Origin of the sequence: Streptomyces sp. NBC_01294 (assembly GCF_035917235.1) — a bacterium.
Taxonomy (GTDB): Bacteria; Actinomycetota; Actinomycetes; order Streptomycetales; family Streptomycetaceae; genus Streptomyces; species Streptomyces caledonius.
Genome location: NZ_CP108423.1, coordinates 4,693,905 through 4,710,241, shown reverse-complemented (window position 1 = coordinate 4,710,241; position 16,337 = coordinate 4,693,905). Strand labels below are relative to the sequence as shown.

General features: G+C 71.0%; 15 protein-coding genes. 7 read left to right on the top strand and 8 right to left on the bottom strand.

Annotated elements, in window-relative coordinates:
• Positions 1 to 45: 45 nt before the first annotated feature.
• The gene (locus OG534_RS21390; RefSeq protein ID WP_326589856.1) at positions 46 to 1,617 is read right to left on the bottom strand and encodes an MFS transporter; all 1,572 of its coding nucleotides are present in this window, start codon (positions 1,615 to 1,617) and stop codon (positions 46 to 48) included.
• 63 nt (positions 1,618 to 1,680) lie between these two features.
• On the opposite strand from OG534_RS21390, the gene OG534_RS21385 reads away from it, so the two are divergent.
• Positions 1,681 to 2,634, top strand: coding sequence for a helix-turn-helix transcriptional regulator (locus OG534_RS21385; RefSeq protein WP_326589854.1), 954 nt, complete (start codon positions 1,681 to 1,683; stop codon positions 2,632 to 2,634).
• Between the two features lie 165 nt (positions 2,635 to 2,799).
• Here the strand turns inward: OG534_RS21385 and OG534_RS21380 are convergent, their stop codons facing one another.
• A complete protein-coding gene (locus OG534_RS21380) occupies positions 2,800 to 3,777 on the bottom strand; it encodes a sigma-70 family RNA polymerase sigma factor (RefSeq protein ID WP_326589853.1) in 978 nt (325 codons plus the stop codon).
• Between the two features lie 197 nt (positions 3,778 to 3,974).
• On the opposite strand from OG534_RS21380, the gene OG534_RS21375 reads away from it, so the two are divergent.
• Entirely contained in the window at positions 3,975 to 4,514 is a 540-nt protein-coding gene (locus OG534_RS21375; protein WP_326589852.1) for a GNAT family N-acetyltransferase, read from the top strand.
• Positions 4,515 to 4,621: 107 nt separating this feature from the next.
• Positions 4,622 to 5,260, top strand: a complete 639-nt coding sequence (locus tag OG534_RS21370; protein WP_326589851.1) for a Uma2 family endonuclease — start codon at positions 4,622 to 4,624, stop codon at positions 5,258 to 5,260.
• Here the strand turns inward: OG534_RS21370 and OG534_RS21365 are convergent.
• From OG534_RS21365 to OG534_RS21355, 3 genes are all read right to left on the bottom strand, one after another.
• Positions 5,257 to 6,069, bottom strand: a complete 813-nt coding sequence (locus tag OG534_RS21365; protein WP_326593740.1) for a dioxygenase family protein — start codon at positions 6,067 to 6,069, stop codon at positions 5,257 to 5,259. The two genes, OG534_RS21370 and OG534_RS21365, sit on opposite strands and share 4 nt — an antisense overlap.
• Positions 6,070 to 6,198: 129 nt before the next feature.
• The gene (locus OG534_RS21360; protein ID WP_326589850.1) at positions 6,199 to 7,731 is read right to left on the bottom strand and encodes an MFS transporter; all 1,533 of its coding nucleotides are present in this window, start codon (positions 7,729 to 7,731) and stop codon (positions 6,199 to 6,201) included.
• 62 nt (positions 7,732 to 7,793) lie between these two features.
• A complete protein-coding gene (locus OG534_RS21355; RefSeq protein WP_442807235.1) occupies positions 7,794 to 8,597 on the bottom strand; it encodes a TetR/AcrR family transcriptional regulator in 804 nt (267 codons plus the stop codon).
• Positions 8,598 to 8,960: 363 nt separating this feature from the next.
• Between OG534_RS21355 and OG534_RS21350 the strand changes: the two genes are divergently transcribed.
• Positions 8,961 to 10,238 (top strand): M6 family metalloprotease domain-containing protein, encoded by a 1,278-nt coding sequence (locus OG534_RS21350; protein WP_326589849.1) that lies wholly within the window; start codon positions 8,961 to 8,963, stop codon positions 10,236 to 10,238.
• Between the two features lie 82 nt (positions 10,239 to 10,320).
• On the opposite strand, the gene OG534_RS21345 is transcribed toward OG534_RS21350, so the two are convergent.
• The 3 genes from OG534_RS21345 to OG534_RS21335 all read right to left on the bottom strand — a co-directional run bounded on the left by OG534_RS21345 (position 10,321) and on the right by OG534_RS21335 (position 13,457).
• A complete protein-coding gene (locus tag OG534_RS21345; protein WP_326589848.1) occupies positions 10,321 to 11,082 on the bottom strand; it encodes a thioesterase II family protein in 762 nt (253 codons plus the stop codon).
• Positions 11,083 to 11,186: 104 nt separating this feature from the next.
• On the bottom strand, positions 11,187 to 12,563 hold the full coding sequence (locus tag OG534_RS21340; RefSeq protein ID WP_326589847.1) for an acyltransferase family protein: 1,377 nt from the start codon (positions 12,561 to 12,563) through the stop codon (positions 11,187 to 11,189).
• A gap of 138 nt (positions 12,564 to 12,701) precedes the next feature.
• Positions 12,702 to 13,457, bottom strand: a complete 756-nt coding sequence (locus tag OG534_RS21335) for a GbsR/MarR family transcriptional regulator (RefSeq protein WP_326589846.1) — start codon at positions 13,455 to 13,457, stop codon at positions 12,702 to 12,704.
• Positions 13,458 to 13,679: 222 nt separating this feature from the next.
• On the opposite strand from OG534_RS21335, the gene OG534_RS21330 reads away from it, so the two are divergent.
• The 3 genes from OG534_RS21330 to OG534_RS21320 are packed head-to-tail and all read left to right on the top strand — an operon-like array spanning position 13,680 to position 16,207.
• Entirely contained in the window at positions 13,680 to 14,351 is a 672-nt protein-coding gene (locus OG534_RS21330) for a DUF4097 family beta strand repeat-containing protein (RefSeq protein WP_326589844.1), read from the top strand.
• Between the two features lie 57 nt (positions 14,352 to 14,408).
• Positions 14,409 to 15,425 (top strand): ATP-binding cassette domain-containing protein, encoded by a 1,017-nt coding sequence (locus OG534_RS21325; protein ID WP_326589843.1) that lies wholly within the window; start codon positions 14,409 to 14,411, stop codon positions 15,423 to 15,425.
• Positions 15,422 to 16,207: an ABC transporter permease gene (locus OG534_RS21320; RefSeq protein ID WP_326589841.1), complete on the top strand. Its 786-nt coding sequence runs from the start codon at positions 15,422 to 15,424 to the stop codon at positions 16,205 to 16,207. The genes OG534_RS21325 and OG534_RS21320 overlap by 4 nt, the downstream gene beginning before the upstream one ends.
• Positions 16,208 to 16,337: the final 130 nt, after the last annotated feature.

Here is a 16,337-nt window from a genome sequence, read left to right as displayed (position 1 = left end):
GCGGGCATGTCCGTGTCCTGTCCCGCTGCTGCGGGCGAACGCGATCTAGGCGACCGGGGCCTTCTCGACGGCCGGATCGGTGCGCTCCGCGTGCTCGGCGGCGCCCTCGCGCTGCTCGATCGGGATCGGCTTGCGCGGCATCAGGAACATCACCGCGAAGATCACGATCAGGACGGCCACGACCCACCACAGCGCACCGCGGAAGGCCTCGACGTACGGCGGGCCGTAGACCTTGTCGTCGTCCATCAGCCCGAAGAAGACGACGGAGGTCAGGGCGAGACCCAGCGCGTTGCCCATCTGCCCGGTGGTGTTGATCAGCCCGGAGGCCGAGCCGGCGTCCTGGCGCGGCACCTCGGACAGCGTGGTGTCGTTGAGCGGGGCCACGATCAGGCCCATGCCGATGCCCATGAGGACCAGCGGGGCGGCCATCTGCCAGGAGGCGATCCCCATGCCGTAGTGCTCGGACTCCCAGATGTAGAGGAGCAGGCCCGCGGCCATGATCAGCGCACCGGCCTGGAGCACCTTGCGGCCGAACCGCGGGACGAGCTTCCCGACCGAGATGCCCGCGGCGGCCGAGACGGCGATGGAGAACGGGATGCCGGTGGTGCCGGCGCGCAGGGCGCTCCAGCCGAGGCCCATCTGCATGTACATCGTCCAGACCAGGAAGAAGATGCCGGTCGCGATGCCGAAGGTGAGCTGGACGGCGATGCCGCCGGCGAAGCTCTTGACCTTGAAGAGGGAGAGCTCGACGAGTGGGGAGCCGTCCTTCTTGATCTTGTGCTTCTCGTAGGCGATGAAGCCCGCGAAGACGAACGGCACCGCGCCCATGCAGACGAAGCCCCACAGCGGCCAGCCGTTCTCGCGGCCCTCCGTCAGCGGGAAGATCAGCATGACCATGGCGAGAGTGGCGAGGACGACGCCGACGAGGTCCAGGCGCAGGGCCTTGGGGGCCTTGGACTCACTGATGAACTTGCGGCCCAGGATCACGCCCGCGATGCCGACGGGCAGGTTGATCAGGAAGATCGGGCGCCATTCGAGTCCGAAGAGGTTCCACTCGGTGAGCAGCGCGCCGAGCATCGGGCCCGAGACGGCGCCGAGGCCCACGATCGCGCCGAACATGCCGAAGACCTTGCCGCGCTCCTGCGGAGGGAAGGTGACGTGGATGATCGCCAGCACCTGCGGGACCATCAGCGCGGCCATGGCGCCCTGGAGGAGGCGGGAGGCGACGAGCATGCCCGGGTTCGCGGCGATGCCGCAGAGCAGCGAGGCGACGGTGAAGCCGGCGATGCCGAGGAGGAAGAGGCGCTTGCGGCCGTAGATGTCACCGAGACGGCCGCCGGTGATCAGGCCGGCGGCGAAGGCGAGGGCGTAGCCCGCGGTGATCCACTGGATCGCGCTGGGGGACGCGCCGAAGCCCTCGCGCATGCTGGGTATCGCTATGTTGACGATCGTGACGTCGACCAGGTCCATGAAGGCCGCGGTCATCACGATGGCGAGCGCCAGCCAGCGGCGGCGGTCGGCGGTTGAACTGGGTGCGTCGTGGGCTACGTCGTTCCGCTCTTCTTGTACGGGCCCGTTCTCTCTTTCGGGCGATGTCTGGGACGTCTCGGTGGTCATGGAGAGAAACCTAGACGGGATGTAGGTCAGTCGGTGTCCTATTTCGCTGGCAACCTGGATTCCATGACCGACACCCCGGCACGGCTGCTCTCCCTGCTGTCCCTCCTCCAGACCCCGCGCGAATGGCCCGGAAGCGAGCTGGCGCAGCGGTTGCAGGTCAGCCCGCGGACCATCCGCCGCGACATCGAGCGGCTGCGGGACCTCGGCTACCCGGTGGAGGCCACGCTGGGGGCCGAGGGCGGCTACCGGCTGGTGGCGGGGGCGGCGATGCCGCCGCTGCTCCTGGACGACGAGGAGGCCGTGGCGATCGCGGTGGGGCTGCGGGCGGGGGCCGGGCATGCGATCGAGGGGGTCGAGGAGGCTTCCGTACGGGCCCTGGCGAAGCTGGAGCAGGTGCTGCCCTCGCGGCTGCGGCACCGGGTCGGCGCGCTGCAGACGGCCACGATCGCGCTGACGCGGGGGGACGGGTCGAGCGTGGACCCGCGGACGCTGACGACGATGGCGTCGGCGGTGGCGGGGCGGGAGCGGCTGCGGTTCGCGTACCGGGCGGGGGACGGGGCGGAGTCGCGGCGGCAGGTGGAGCCGTACCGGCTGGTGAGCACGGGGAGCCGGTGGTACCTGGTCGCCTACGACCTGGAGCGGGAGGACTGGCGGACCTTCCGGGTGGACCGGGTGGACGAGGCCTTCGCGACGGGGGCCCGGTTCGCGCCGCGGGAGCTGCCGATGGACGCGGAGGACTTCGTACGGCGGGGGCTGCGGGGCGGGGAGAAGCAGACGTACCTGGTGGAGGTGACGTTCGCGGCGGGGGCGGCGGAGCTGCCGGAGTGGCTGCGGAGCGCGGCCCTCCCGGGCGGGGGAGCTCAGACCTCGGTGCGCTTCGAGAGCGCGGATGCCCCGGAGTGGATGGTGGCGCGGCTGGCGCTGACGGGGCTGCCGTTCACGGTGCGGGGGCCGGACTCCCTGGCGAGCGCCGCCGCCGCGCTGGCCGCCCGCCTGACGGCGGCTGCGGCGCCGTAGCCGGGGCTGAAATACAGCCTCGCCGGCGTTTGAGGCGCGGGGTCCGGGGCGGAGCCCCGATCTTTCGGCCTGGCCCCGGGACCCCTGGCCCGACCCCGGGACAGGGGGAGCCCCGGCGCCTGGGGGGATAGGCACCGGGGCTCGTACAGGGGGCTGCGGGCCGCGTCAGGCCACCGCGTCGAAGCCCGTGTCGCGCGCCATCCGCTTCAGTTCCAGCAGGGCGTGCTTCTCGATCTGGCGGATCCGCTCGCGGGTCAGGCCGTGCTGCTTGCCGACCTCGGTCAGCGTCCGCTCGCGGCCGTCGTCGATGCCGTACCGCATCTTGATGATGGACGCGGTGCGCTGGTCGAGCTTGCCGAGCAGGTCCTCCAGCTCCTCGCTGCGCAGCAGCGAGAGCACGGACTGCTCGGGCGAGATCGCCGAGGTGTCCTCCAGGAGGTCACCGAACTGGGTGTCGCCGTTGTCGTCGACCGCCATGTTGAGGCTGACCGGGTCGCGCGCCCAGTCCAGGACGTCGCCGACGCGCTTCTCCGTCGTGTCCAGCTCGGCGGCGACCTCGGCGTGCTCCGGGTCGCGGCCGTTCTCGCGGTTGAACTCGCGCTGGACTCGGCGGATCCGGCCGAGTTCCTCGACCAGGTGGACGGGGAGGCGGATGGTGCGGGACTGGTCCGCAATGGAGCGGGTGATCGCCTGGCGGATCCACCACGTGGCATACGTGGAGAACTTGAAGCCCTTGGCGTAGTCGAACTTCTCGACCGCGCGGACCAGGCCGGCGTTGCCCTCCTGGACCAGGTCGAGGAGCGGCAGGCCGCTGCGCGGGTAGCGGCGGGCGACGGCCACGACGAGGCGGAGGTTCGAGCGGATGAAGACTTCCTTGGCGCGAGCGCCGTCGGCGGCCAGCGCCTCCAGCTCCTCGCGGGCCGGGGTGTCCCCGTCGCGCTCTATCGCGCCGTCGAGGATCTGCTGGGCGTACACGCCCGCCTCGATGATCTGGGAGAGCTCCACTTCCTTGGCGGCGTCGAGCAGCGGGGTGCGCGCGATCTCGTCCAGGTACATGCCGACCAGGTCGCGGTCTGCGATCTCCCCGCCCTCAGCGCGTGCGCTGCTCGTGGACTTACGACGGGCGACGGCGCGGGTTGCCATGCGTGCTCCCTTGCGATGAGTTCGGTCGCGGTGCGGCGGTCGGACGGCCACCGGCGGCGCGGTGACGCATCCTGCGGACACTCTCCCGAGTGCCCGCTTCCGAAGGAAACAACGACTGGAATCGGGACAGAATTCCCACGCTGTTCCCTCTTTTCCGAGATCTTGCAGTATCCTGCCCCGCCACGAGAGGGGCGCGAATGGCTCAGAAACCCGAAGAGGTGCAGGTCAGACCCGGAGCGGAGGCCGATCTGGCCCCACTCACGGACCTCTACAACCACTACGTCCGTGAGACGGCCGTCACGTTCGACACGGCCGTCTTCACTCCGGAACAGCGCCGCCCTTGGCTGCGCTCCCACCCTGAAGACGGTCCCCACCGGCTTCTGGTTGCCTGGACGGGCGATGCAATAGCCGGATACGCCACAAGCGGCCCGTTCCGCCCCAAACCGGCCTACGCCACGTCGGTGGAGGCGAGCGTCTATCTCGCCCCGCACGCGGTCGGCCGGGGCATCGGCACGCTGCTCTACGACGCACTCTTCGCGGCGCTGGCCGAGGAGCGGGTGCACCGCGCCTTCGCGGGGATCGCGCTCCCGAACGAGGCCTCGGTCCGCCTCCACGAACGCTTCGGCTTCCGACGGATCGGGGAGTTCACGGAGGCGGGCTGGAAGTTCGGCCGCTACTGGGACGTCCGGTGGTACGAGAAGCGGCTGGGTCCGGGCCACGGCCACCCGTCCGGGTGAGGTCGTGGCATATCCCGGCGGCACGGGACGGCACCTCCGTAGCGTCGGGGCGTCGCTTGTGCCACCCGGTCGGCGACGCCCACACTTGAGGAGGAGGTGCTGCACCCATGACCGCTCTTGCCAATGAGTCCGCCCCCGAGGCCGCCACCCCGTCTTCAGAACTGGACGAGGCCCTGTGGCTCGCATGGCAGGCCGCAGTCGAGAAACTCCCCGAGGGCTTCCGCGCAGAGATCATCGAGGGGTCCATCGAAGTGTCGCCCACCGGTCGGTACTCACACGGCAGGACCGCCAACGATTTGCGTGACGGGCTCGTACTGTTCCTGGCCGGGAGCGACTACGCCGCCCGGCAGGACATGAACGTCATCCACGGCCGCAAGGTCTTGATCCCCGACGTCTTCATCGCGCCGAGGGACACCCCGGAGCACGTCACCGAGGACGGGATCGGCATCAAGGCCTCGGCCGTGGAACTGGTCGTCGAGGTCGTCTCCCCCGGGCGCGACAGCGTGTCCCGCGACCGGGTCCGCAAGCGGCGGGCCTACGCGCGCGCGGGCATTCCCGTCTACGTTCTGATCGACGATCACGACGAACTCGGCATGGTCACCGTGCTCACCACCCCCGATCCGGACCAAGCCGTCTACGACGACGAGGTCCGAGTGGCCTACGGCACCACGGTCACCATCCCCGAGGGCCCCGCCAAGGGGTTCACGATCGGGGAAGACATCACCGGGCCGGGCCGGACGGCCTAGCCGAACTGCAGGGAGCGTTTCGAGAGGCCCATCCAGAAGCCGGTGACCGGGTCGCGGCGGGTGGTCAGGTCGCCGGTGGCCTCCGCGGCGCCGAGTGTGACGAAGAGCGGGGCGAAGTGTTCCGTACGGGGGTGGGCGAGGCGGCCCGACGGGGACTTGGTCTCGAAGTCGAGCAGGGAGTCCAGGTCGCCGGAGGCCAGCGCCTCGTGGCCCCACGCGTCGAATTCGGCGGACCAGGCGGGGACGCCCGGGCCCGGGTGCCGCAGCGCGGCCAGGTTGTGGGTGAAGAAGCCGCTGCCGACGATGAGGACGCCCTCGTCGCGCAGGGGCGCCAGCTTGCGGCCGATGTCCATCAGGCGGCGCGGATCCAGGGTCGGCATGGATATCTGGAGCACCGGTATGTCGGCCTCCGGGAACATCTCCACCAGCGGGACGTACGCCCCGTGGTCCAGGCCGCGGTCCGGGATGTCCTGGACCGGGGTGCCGGGGGCCCGTAGCAGCGACCGGACCGAGGCGGCGAGGTCCGGGGCGCCCGGAGCCTCGTAGCGGACCTGGTAGTAGCGCTCGGGGAAGCCCCAGAAGTCGTAGACGAGCGGGGCCGGTTCGGTTGCGCCGAGGGCGAGCGGGGCCTCCTCCCAGTGGGCGGAGACCATCAGGATCGCCGTGGGGCGGGGCAGCCCGGCGGACCAGGCGGCCAGTTCGCCCGGCCAGAGCGCGTCGTCCGCGAGCGGTGGCGCCCCGTGGCTGAGGTAGAGCGCCGGCATGCGGGTCCCCTGCGGGATCGGCGGGATCGCGCCCGGCGGAGTCATGGGTGCGGGGGCCGGGGTCATGGGGCGCTCCTCCGTGGTCGGTGCAGGGCTGCCGTGAAAAGACTAACCCCGCTTGGTTCAAATTTGAACCAAGCGGGGTGATCAGTCATTCCCGTGCGGGCGCCGCCGTCAGTGGGCGATCACCGGGACCTTGAGGTCGACGCCCTCGGCGGAACCGGAGGCCACCGGGCCGCCCATGTTCGGACGGCCGGTGTTGATCAGCGTCAGGGCGATGGCCGAGCTGGCGACCAGGATGCCGACCGCCCACCAGATGGCGGAGGCGTAGCCCTCGACCGCGGCCTGCGCCTGGATCAGCTGCCCGGCCGCGCCGCCCGCCGCGGCCTCGGCCGCATGGTCGGCCAGGTACGCGGTCGTCGCCGAGGCGGCGATGGTGTTCAGCAGCGCGGTGCCGATGGCCCCGCCGACCTGCTGCGAGGTGTTGACCATGGCGGAGGCGACTCCGGCGTCGGCCGGGTTCACCCCGTGCGTGGACAGGGACATGGCGGGCATGAACGCCGTGCCCATGCCGAGGCCGAGCAGCAGCTGCGCCGGCAGGATCAGCGCCGGGTACGAGGACCCGACCTCCAGCTGGGTCAGCATCAGCATGCCTGCGGCGGCGACGAGGAAGCCCGGGCCCATCAGCAGGCGCGGCGCGACGCGGGTCATCAGGCGGGCGCCGATCTGCGTCGAGCCCAGGATCATGCCCGCGATCATCGGCAGGAAGGCGAAGCCGGTCTTGACGGGCGAGAAGCCCTTCACGATCTGGAGGTAGTAGGTGAGGAAGAGGAACAGGCCGAACATCGCGATGACGGCCAGGCCGAGCGAGAGGTAGACACCGCCGCGGTTGCGCTCCAGCAGGACGCGCAGCGGCAGCAGCGGGGACTTCACCAGGGCCTCGACGAGGACGAAGGCCGCCAGCAGGACCGCCGAGCCGACGAACATGCCCACGGTCAGGCCGTCCGACCAGCCTTCGGACTCGGCGCGGGTGAAGCCGTACACGAGGGCGACGAGACCCAGGGTGGACAGGACCACGCCGGGGATGTCCAGCGGGGCGCGGTTGCGGGAGCCGGCGGGCTCACGGATGACCAGCCAGGCACCCACGGCCGCGACGATCGCGAACGGGATGTTGACGAAGAAGGTCCAGCGCCAGTTCAGGTACTCGGTGAGGAAGCCGCCGAGGATCAGGCCGACGGCGCCGCCGCCGCCCGCGATCGCACCGTAGATGCCGAAGGCCTTGGCGCGCTCCCTGGCGTCGGTGAACATGACCGCGAGCAGCGACAGGGCCGCCGGTGCGAGCAGTGCGCCGAAGGCACCCTGGAGGGCACGGGCGCCGAGCATCATGGCCTCGCCGTTCGCGGCGCCGCCGAGCGCGGAGGCCAGGGCGAAGCCGATGAGGCCGACGACGAAGGCGTTCTTGCGGCCCCACTTGTCGGCGATGCGGCCGCCGAAGAGGAGCAGTCCGCCAAAGGCCAGCGCGTACGCGGTGATGACCCACTGGCGGTTGCCGTCCGAGATGCCCAGGTCGGTCTGGGCGGAGGGCAGGGCGATGTTCACGATGGTCGCGTCGAGGACGACCATCAACTGGGCCAGGGCTATGAAGACGAGTGCCTTCCAGCGGCTGGGATCGGCAGCCAGCGGCGCAGGCGCGGCTGTTTTTGACATGGGGGTACCCACTTCACTGTGCGGAATGACTGAAAAAGGCTACTTCGTAGGCATGTGGTGCGTCACATGGTTTTCTGCCGCAGGTCTTCCAAGGTGGCTGCCGAACCCGGGAGTTCGGAGCGGGCCGGAGCCCGCAACCCGTCGAGGAAGAGCTGCAGATGACGGTGGGCGAAGCGGTCGGTGTCGAGGCAGGCGGTGCCGGGCAGAGGGCGGCTGAGCTGGGACAGGGCGACCATCAGGTCGCCGATACCGATGTCCGTGCGGACCAGTCCGGCGTCCTGGCCGGCGGTCAGCAGGGTCTCGACGGCCGTCTCCAACGCGGTGCGCGCCGCGATGAGTTCGGGGTGCTCCCGGTCGAAGTCGTCGGCGAGCGCGGGGCACAGGGCGCCGATCCGCTCGTCGGCGGCGGTGTGCGTGAAGCGGCACAGCGCGGCGAAGGCGTCCGGCTCCTCGGCGAGGGAGCCCTCGGCGGAGGCCGTGACCCGGCCCATCGTGAAGAGCACGACCTGGCGGACGAGCGTGGGCCGGTCGGGGAAGTGCCGGTAGAGGGTGGCGTTTCCGATGCCGGCCCGGCGGGCCACCTCGTCGAACGGGGTCGCGGCGCCGAACTCGACGAAGGCCTCGCGGGCCGCCGTCAGGATCCGCTCGCGGTTGCGGACGGCGTCGGCGCGCGGGCGCGGGAGGCCGGTCGCCCCGGCGGTGGCCCCGGCCTCCGCCGGGGCGCCGGGACCGGTCGTGGCCGCGGGCCCGGTCGTGACCTCGGGACCGGGCGTGACCTCGGGACCGGTCGCGACCTTGAGACCGGGCGTGACCTCGGGACCGGTCGCGACCTTGAGACCGGGCGTGACCTCGGGCGCCGCCGCCAGGCCCACGGCCACCCCGAGGACGGACGGGGCCGCCGGGGCGGTCGTGGTGGTGGGGCGCTTCATTCCGGGCCTCCCTGGCACGCGATACACGATCGGACGTGACTGTCGGACTTGACTGTCGGAGTTCATGGTCGGAGCTCATGGTCGGCTCCGCCGAAACGGGGAGCCGGTCCCCACTTGCCGGGACTCACGTACAAACGGGGATCCACTCCCCGGTTATTTCACTCCTCCGCGTGACCTGAGTCACACCCCCGTTCACGTTCGGCCTCTCCCGGCGCGCGGGCGCGCCGCGCCCGGCGGAGGGTGATCGGACAGAGCGCAGACCGGACAGGGCCGGCTGCCGCGGACCCGAAGGCGATCTCCATGCCGCAGACCCGCCACCGGATACGCAGATCACGCCGCACCAGCGCGTTCATCGGGCTGACCGCGCTGGCCCTCGGCGTCACGGCGACCGCGAGCACGGGGATATCCAGCCACGGCAACTCGGCGGCCGGAGCGGTGGCCACGACCGTCGAATCGGCTCTCGCGCCCTGCCGGATCGCCGGCACGATGGGCGTCCAGATGTCCGAGGGCCTGCCGACCCCTCCCGGGTACTCCCGCTCGACCGGGGAGGTCCGGGCCCTGAACCTGATGATCGACTTCCCCGATGCCAAGGGCGAGGGCACGGCCATGGACCGGCTGGCGGAGTTCTTCCCCCAGACCTCCGACTGGTTCCGCACCAGCTCCTACGGGCGGCTGGCCTACCGGGCCGAGGCGCCGATAGCGACCTGGCTGCGGATGCCGATGCCCTTCGCGGCGTACGGGATCGAGCGCGGGTCCGCGTACGAGCCGGGCTACCGGCAGCTCGCCGAGCACATCGCGAAGGCCGCCGACCCCGACGTGGACTTCAGCCGGTACGACCTGATCAACGTCCTGGTCACGCCGAACGCCGGGCCGTCCGCCCTGGACACCGTCCTGTCGGTGACCTTCTCGGGCAACGGTGAGGCGCCGGTCGCCGACGGGGTGCCGCTGGCCAACGCGTCCTTCGTCTACAGCCGGCAGGACGACGGCTCCGGCACCTACCGGGAGACCGGCTACCGGGTGCTCCCACACGAGAACGGGCACGTCTTCGGACTGCCCGACCTCTACACCTCCGACGGCGGCAGCACGGTCGGGCACTGGGACATCATGAGCGAGGACTGGGGCGCCAACAACGACCTGTTGGGCTGGCACAAGTGGAAGCTGGGCTGGCTGGACAGCACGCAGATCAGTTGCGCGTCGAAGCCGGGCACGAGTGACCACGTCCTGTCCCCGCTGTCGGTGCGGGGCGGGACGAAGCTGGCCTTCGTACCGCTGTCGGAGAGTGCCGGATACGCGGTGGAGGTGCGGACCCGGGCCGGGAACGACGAGGCCGTCTGCAAGCCCGGCGTCCTCATCTACAAGGTGGACTCCGACGTGGACACCGGACGCGGCCCGGTGACGGTGTCGGACAGCGCGGACGCGAGCGGCGGCTGCACCCGGCGGCCGAACGTGCACGCGGAGCTCTCGGACGCGCCGTTCCGGCCGGGCGAGACCTTCACCGACGAGAAGGCGGGCATCAGCATCTCGGTGGTGGGCGAACTGCGCACCGGCAGCTACCAGGTCCGGATCAACCGGCCGTAGCCCGTAGCCCCGTGGCCCTGTGGAGCCACAGCCCCGTGGCGCCGTGGCTCTCCGGCTCCCCGCCCCGGCCGGCGCCCGGGCGTCAGGCCCCCGCGAGGGCCTGGCGCAGGACGTCCACGACCTCGGCGCGGTGCTCCGGGGCCAGCAGGAAGAAGTGGTCTCCGTCGAACCGGCGCACCCGGCACGCCGCGGTCGTGTGAGCGGCCCAGTCATCGAGCGGCTCGTGCGGGACCAGCGGATCCGCCGTCCCGCCCAGCACGTCCAGGGGCACGTCGAGCCGTACGTCCTCGAACCCCGACGCGGCCTCCCGGCCGAGCGCGAGGTCGGCGCGCAGCACGCGCGTGAGGTGGTCCAGCATGTCCGGATCCTGCAGGACCCACTCCGGCGTGCCCCCGCCTTCCCGCAGCAGCCGGACGGCGTCCTGGTCGGTGGTGGTGGCATGGGCCCGGCGCGGAGTCCCGCCCGGCACCTGGCCGCTGACGACGGCGGCCCGGCAGTGCGGGCCGAGGAGGCGCGCGGCCCGGGTGGCGAGGAGCGCGCCGAGGCTGTGCCCGAAGACCACCGTGGGCAGCGGCGCACGGCCGAGCACCTCGTCGGACACGGAGTCCAGGACCTGGTCGAGCCGGCAGCCGGGAGGCTCGCCGAACCGGCGCTCCCGCCCGGGCAGCGACAGTCCGAGCACTTCCACGTGCTGGGGCAGCGCCTCGACCAGGGGGTACAGGGTGTTGGGGCCGGACCCGGAGTGCGGGAACACCAGCAGGCGCGCGCGGGGCGCGACGGCCGCACCCTGGAGCCGGAGCGACGGCCACCAGGGGACGGCGGAGGAGGAACGCGACCCGACCATCAGTGATTCTCCTCGGGATCCGAATTGACCGATGGTCAGACTATGCAGCGCCACGCCCCCGCTCACCCGGCTTTCACACCGACCGGCCGTCAGGTCAGGTCAGGTCAGGTGCGGGACGCGCCGGAGAGGGCCGCGTCGGGTTCGGCGGGGGTTGCGAGTGGGGTCGGTGTCGTGGCGGCGGTTCGGGGGCGGCGGCGGTCCGCTGCCTTGTGGACTCGTTTGCCGAGGCGCTGCATCGGCATCTCGACCAGGCGGTACATCAGGTGGCTGACGACCACGACGACGCCGAGGAAGATCGCCGTCCAGACGATCCGGCCGAGCGTCGAGGACGGCTGCGGCGGAACGCCCACCAGCGGTTCGACGGTGCGCAGCAGCGGGATGTGCAGCAGGTACACCGAGAAGCTGATCGCGCCGAGCCAGGTCAGCACCTTCGGGAAGCGGCGCCCCCGCAGGAGGAAGCCGATACCGAAGAGCGCCCATGCGGCGAGGTACGCGATCGACCAGGCCTTCCAGCCCGAGGACCAGGTCTGGTTCAGAGCCTCGCCCCGGTTGTACAGCCAGCCGACGAGCACGCCCGCGACGACGACGAAACCGCAGGAGAGCAGGGCCGGGACGCGGGCGAGCTGTCCGTGCTGCGCCCGGTACACCACGGTGCCGGCGAACATCGTCGCGAAGATCATCCAGGTCTCGAAGGCCGGGGCCCGGCTGTTGAGCGAGACAAGGACCAGGCCGACGCCGGCGAGCAGCAGGGCGCCCGCCCCGGTCAGGACGCGGTTGCCGCTGAGCACGCCGACGAGGCCCACGAGCACGAGCGGCGTCACGATCAGCAGGAGCTGCCGGATCGAGCCGAGCTCCGCGTTGAGGAGCCCGGTGCCGACGGCCGTACCGGTCACCAGCGCGACGCCGGCCAGCGCCACCGCGATCGGCCCGCTGTGCCGGTGCAGGCCGCGGGTGAACAGGGCGGTGACGAAGAAGTAGAAGACCATCTCGTAGCAGAGCGTCCAGGTGACGTTCATGCCGTTGATGACGCCGAGCAGGTCCTGGAGCATCAGGCCGTTCGCGACCAGTGAGGCCGGGTCGTCGCCGGTGCGCAGCAGCGCGACCGAGCCGTCCCCCGGCGGCAGCATCATGATCGAGAGAACGAAGGCGGCGATCAGGGCCGGGTAGATCCGGAAGATCCGGCCGATCCAGAAGCCGCGGACGTCACCGCGTCGTTCCAGCGAGGCCGGAATGATGTAGCCGCTGACGATGAAGAAGAGCATGACGCCGAACAGGCCCATGTCGAAGTTCCGCCAGACCATGCCCCCGAAGGGCAGCATCCGCAGCACGTCGAAGTGGTGGAGCGCCACGATCAGTGCGGCGATGCCGCGGAGCGCGTCCAGCCAGCCGAGCCGGGCACCTGGGGTGGCGGCCGGTGCGGCGACCGGCGCGGCGACCGGCGCGGCGGACGTCCGCCGGGTGAGTGTGGGTATGAACTTCACCCCGGGACGATATCCGACCCCTCTTGCCTGCCGACCGTCGTCCGTGGACCCGCCCCCTGGGATGGCCCCGGGGGTGGCCCTGTGGGCCCCGTGGCGCGGAGCTCGGTGCGGGCGGCGGCTGCACGGTCGGGCGGGTGTCTATCCGCGATCCGTGCTCGGCTCGGCAGTGTGGCCCGGGGTCGTTTCGGGTTTCGTGTAGAGGATCTCGCGCGCCTGCTCCGCGGCGCGGGTGATGCTCTCGCCGACGAAGTCGAGGAAGCGGGCGATGTTCTCCAGGCGGATGGCGGCCGGGGTGTCGGGGCCGAGGACGCCGACGCCCTGGCGTGCGGTCTCCGCGAGCTCGGCGTTGGACCGGGCGCTGGCGATCATCGACTGGTACCAGACGTCGTCGTCGACCAGGTAGCGCTCGCGGCGGCGTTCGTCGCGTTCCCTGCGGACGAGGCCCTGGCCTTCGAGGAAGGCGATGGCCTTGGAGATGGAGGCCGGGCTGACCTGGAGGCGCTGGACGAGGTCGGACGCGGTGAGGCTGCCCGCGTCGGTGGTGTAGAGGCAGGTCAGCACGCGGGCCATCATCTTGGGCACGCCCGACTGCATGAGGAGGGTGGTGAACGTCTCCTCGTACTCGCGCACCGCGTCGGCGTCGCGGCCGTCGGCCTGCGGGGGTGCGCCCGCTGCCCGGGGTGCGGTCTGCTTGCGCCGGTGGGTGCGGTGCTCGGTGGCGCGGTGGGCCAGGTCGGCGCGGTAGGCGGCGGGGCCGCCGTTGCGCATCACCTCACGCGTGACCGTCGAGGTCGGACGGTCGAGACCCCTGGCGATCTCCGCGTAGGCGAGACCGTCGGCCACTCCCGACGCGATCTGCTGACGTTCCTGCTGAGTGAGCCTGCCTCCCGGCATCACGGTCTCCTTCGTGCTCGTCGATGCCTCCACTATAGCGTTCACTTTCAATCCATTGCAACGCACGACTGTGCTCCGTTGCATTAATTTCCCAGACCATTGCAATGATTTCTGCGCCTTGAGCTGCACAGATTGAGATTTAGCGCAACGAACCCATTGAAGTATCTTTGAACGCAACGTAGCGTTTGCGTCATCGGAAACGACGAGTCCAAGGAGCGCACCATGCAGACGTTCGACACCCCGGCCCCGATCGCCACCGTCCTGGACATCCCCGCGGGACGCATCCGGTTCATCGCGGCCGACCGTGCCGACACCACGGTCGAGGTCCTGCCCGCGAACGCCTCGAACGGCCGCGACGTGAAGGCGGCGGAACAGACCACCGTCACGTACGGCGAGGGCGTCCTGCGGATCACGGCCGCGCCGGCGAAGAACCGGATCCTCGGCAACTCCGGATCCGTCGAGGTCACCGTCCAGCTGCCCGCCGGCTCCCGTATCGACGCGAAGACGGCCCTCGCCGAGTTCCGGGGCGTCGGACGGCTCGGAGACGTCACCTTCGACGGCGCGCAGGGCACCGTCAAGCTCGACGAGACCGCGAGCGCCCGCCTCACCCTCCACGCCGGCGACATCTGCGTCGGCCGACTCGGCGGACCCGCCCACATCAGCACCCAGAAGGGCGACCTCCACATCACCGAAGCCGTCCACGGCACGGTCACCCTGCACACCGAAGCCGGCAACGTCACCATCGGCGCCGCCCGCGGAATCTCCGCCACCCTCGACGCCGACACCAGCTACGGCCGGATCCACAACACCCTCACCAACACCGACGGCCCCACCGCCGGCCTCGACATCCACGCCACCACCGCCTACGGCGACATCACCGCCCGCAGCCTCTGACCCACCCGAGTGACTCGCCCGAGCAACTCGCCCGAAACCCCTGAAGGAGCACCCCTCATGACCAACCTGGCCATCGCGGCGAACGGGCTGCGCAAGTCCTACGGCGACAAGGTCGTGCTCGACGGCGTCGACCTGGCCGTCCCCGCAGGCACGATCTTCTCCCTGCTCGGCCCGAACGGCGCCGGCAAGACCACGGCCGTCAAGATCCTCTCCACCCTCATCTCCCCCGACCCCGCCTCCGGCGAGATCCGCGTCGGCGGCCACGACCTCGCCACCGACCCGCAGGCGGTCCGCGCCGCGATCGGTGTCACCGGACAGTTCTCCGCCGTCGACGGCCTGATCACCGGCGAGGAGAACATGCTCCTCATGGCGGACCTGCACCACCTGTCCAAGCGCGAAGGACGCCGTGTCGCCGCCGAACTGCTGGAGCGCTTCGACCTGGTCGAGGCCGCCAAGAAGCCCGCCTCCACCTACTCCGGCGGCATGAAGCGCCGCCTCGACATCGCCATGACCCTCGTCGGCGACCCGCGGATCATCTTCCTCGACGAGCCCACCACCGGCCTCGACCCCCGCTCCCGCCACAACATGTGGCAGATCATCCGCGAACTCGTCGCCGACGGCGTCACCGTCTTCCTCACCACCCAGTACCTGGAAGAAGCCGACCAGCTCGCCGACCGCATCGCCGTACTCAACGACGGCAAGATCGCCGCCCACGGCACCGCCGAGGAACTCAAGCGGCTCATCCCCGGCGGCCACGTCCGACTCCGCTTCTCCGACCCGGCCGCCTACCGGTCCGCCGGCACCGCCCTGCCCCAGGCCACCCGGGACGACGAGGCCCTGGCCCTGCAGATCCCCAGCGACGGCAGCCAGCGCGAACTGCGCGCCCTCCTCGACCGGCTCGACTCCGTCGGCATCGAGGCCGACGAACTGACCGTCCACACCCCCGACCTCGACGACGTGTTCTTCGCCCTCACCGGCACCGGCACCGGCGCCGGCACCGACCCGCAGCCCGGCCGGCCCACCCTGCCCGGCCAGTCCACCCTGCCCACCCAGTCCAAGGAGTCCGTCCGATGAGCTCTCTGTCCCTCGCCCTGCGCGACTCGTCCACGATGCTGCGCCGCAACCTCCTGCACGCGCGGCGCTACCCGTCCCTCACGCTGAACCTGCTGCTCACGCCGATCATGCTGCTGCTGCTCTTCGTCTACATCTTCGGCGACGTGATGAGCGCGGGCATCGGCGGCGGCGACCGCTCCGCGTACATCGCCTACCTCGTGCCGGGCCTCCTGCTGATGACCATCGGCAGCACCACGATCGGCACCGCGGTGTCCGTCTCCAACGACATGACCGAGGGCATCATCGCCCGCTTCCGCACGATGGCGATCCACCGCGGCTCGGTGCTCATCGGGCACGTCATCGGCAGCGTGCTGCAGTCGATCGCCAGCGTGGTCCTCGTCGGCGCCGTCGCCGTCGCCATCGGCTTCCGCTCCACCAACGCCACGGCCCTGGAATGGCTGGCGGCATTCGGGCTGCTCGTGCTCTTCGCCCTGGCCCTCACCTGGATCGCGGTCGGCATGGGCCTGATCAGCCCGAACGCCGAGGCCGCCAGCAACAACGCGATGCCGCTGATCCTGCTGCCGCTCCTGTCCAGCGCCTTCGTCCCGGTCGACGGAATGCCGGGCTGGTTCCAGCCGATCGCCGAGTACCAGCCCTTCACCCCCGCCATCGAGACCCTGCGCGGCCTGCTGCTCGGCACCGAGATCGGCCACAACGGATGGATCGCCATCGCCTGGTGCGTGGGCCTGACGGTGCTCGGCTACTTCTGGTCGGCCTCCAAGTTCAACGCCGACCCGAAGTAACCGACATGCCAGCGCGGGCCACCTCCCGCAACTCGCCCCGCCCGGGGGCGGCGTACTCCGACACCACGTCGCCGTACGCCGCCCCGTTCCGCCGCGACCGAGGCCCCGCGCACCCGACATCATCGAAACG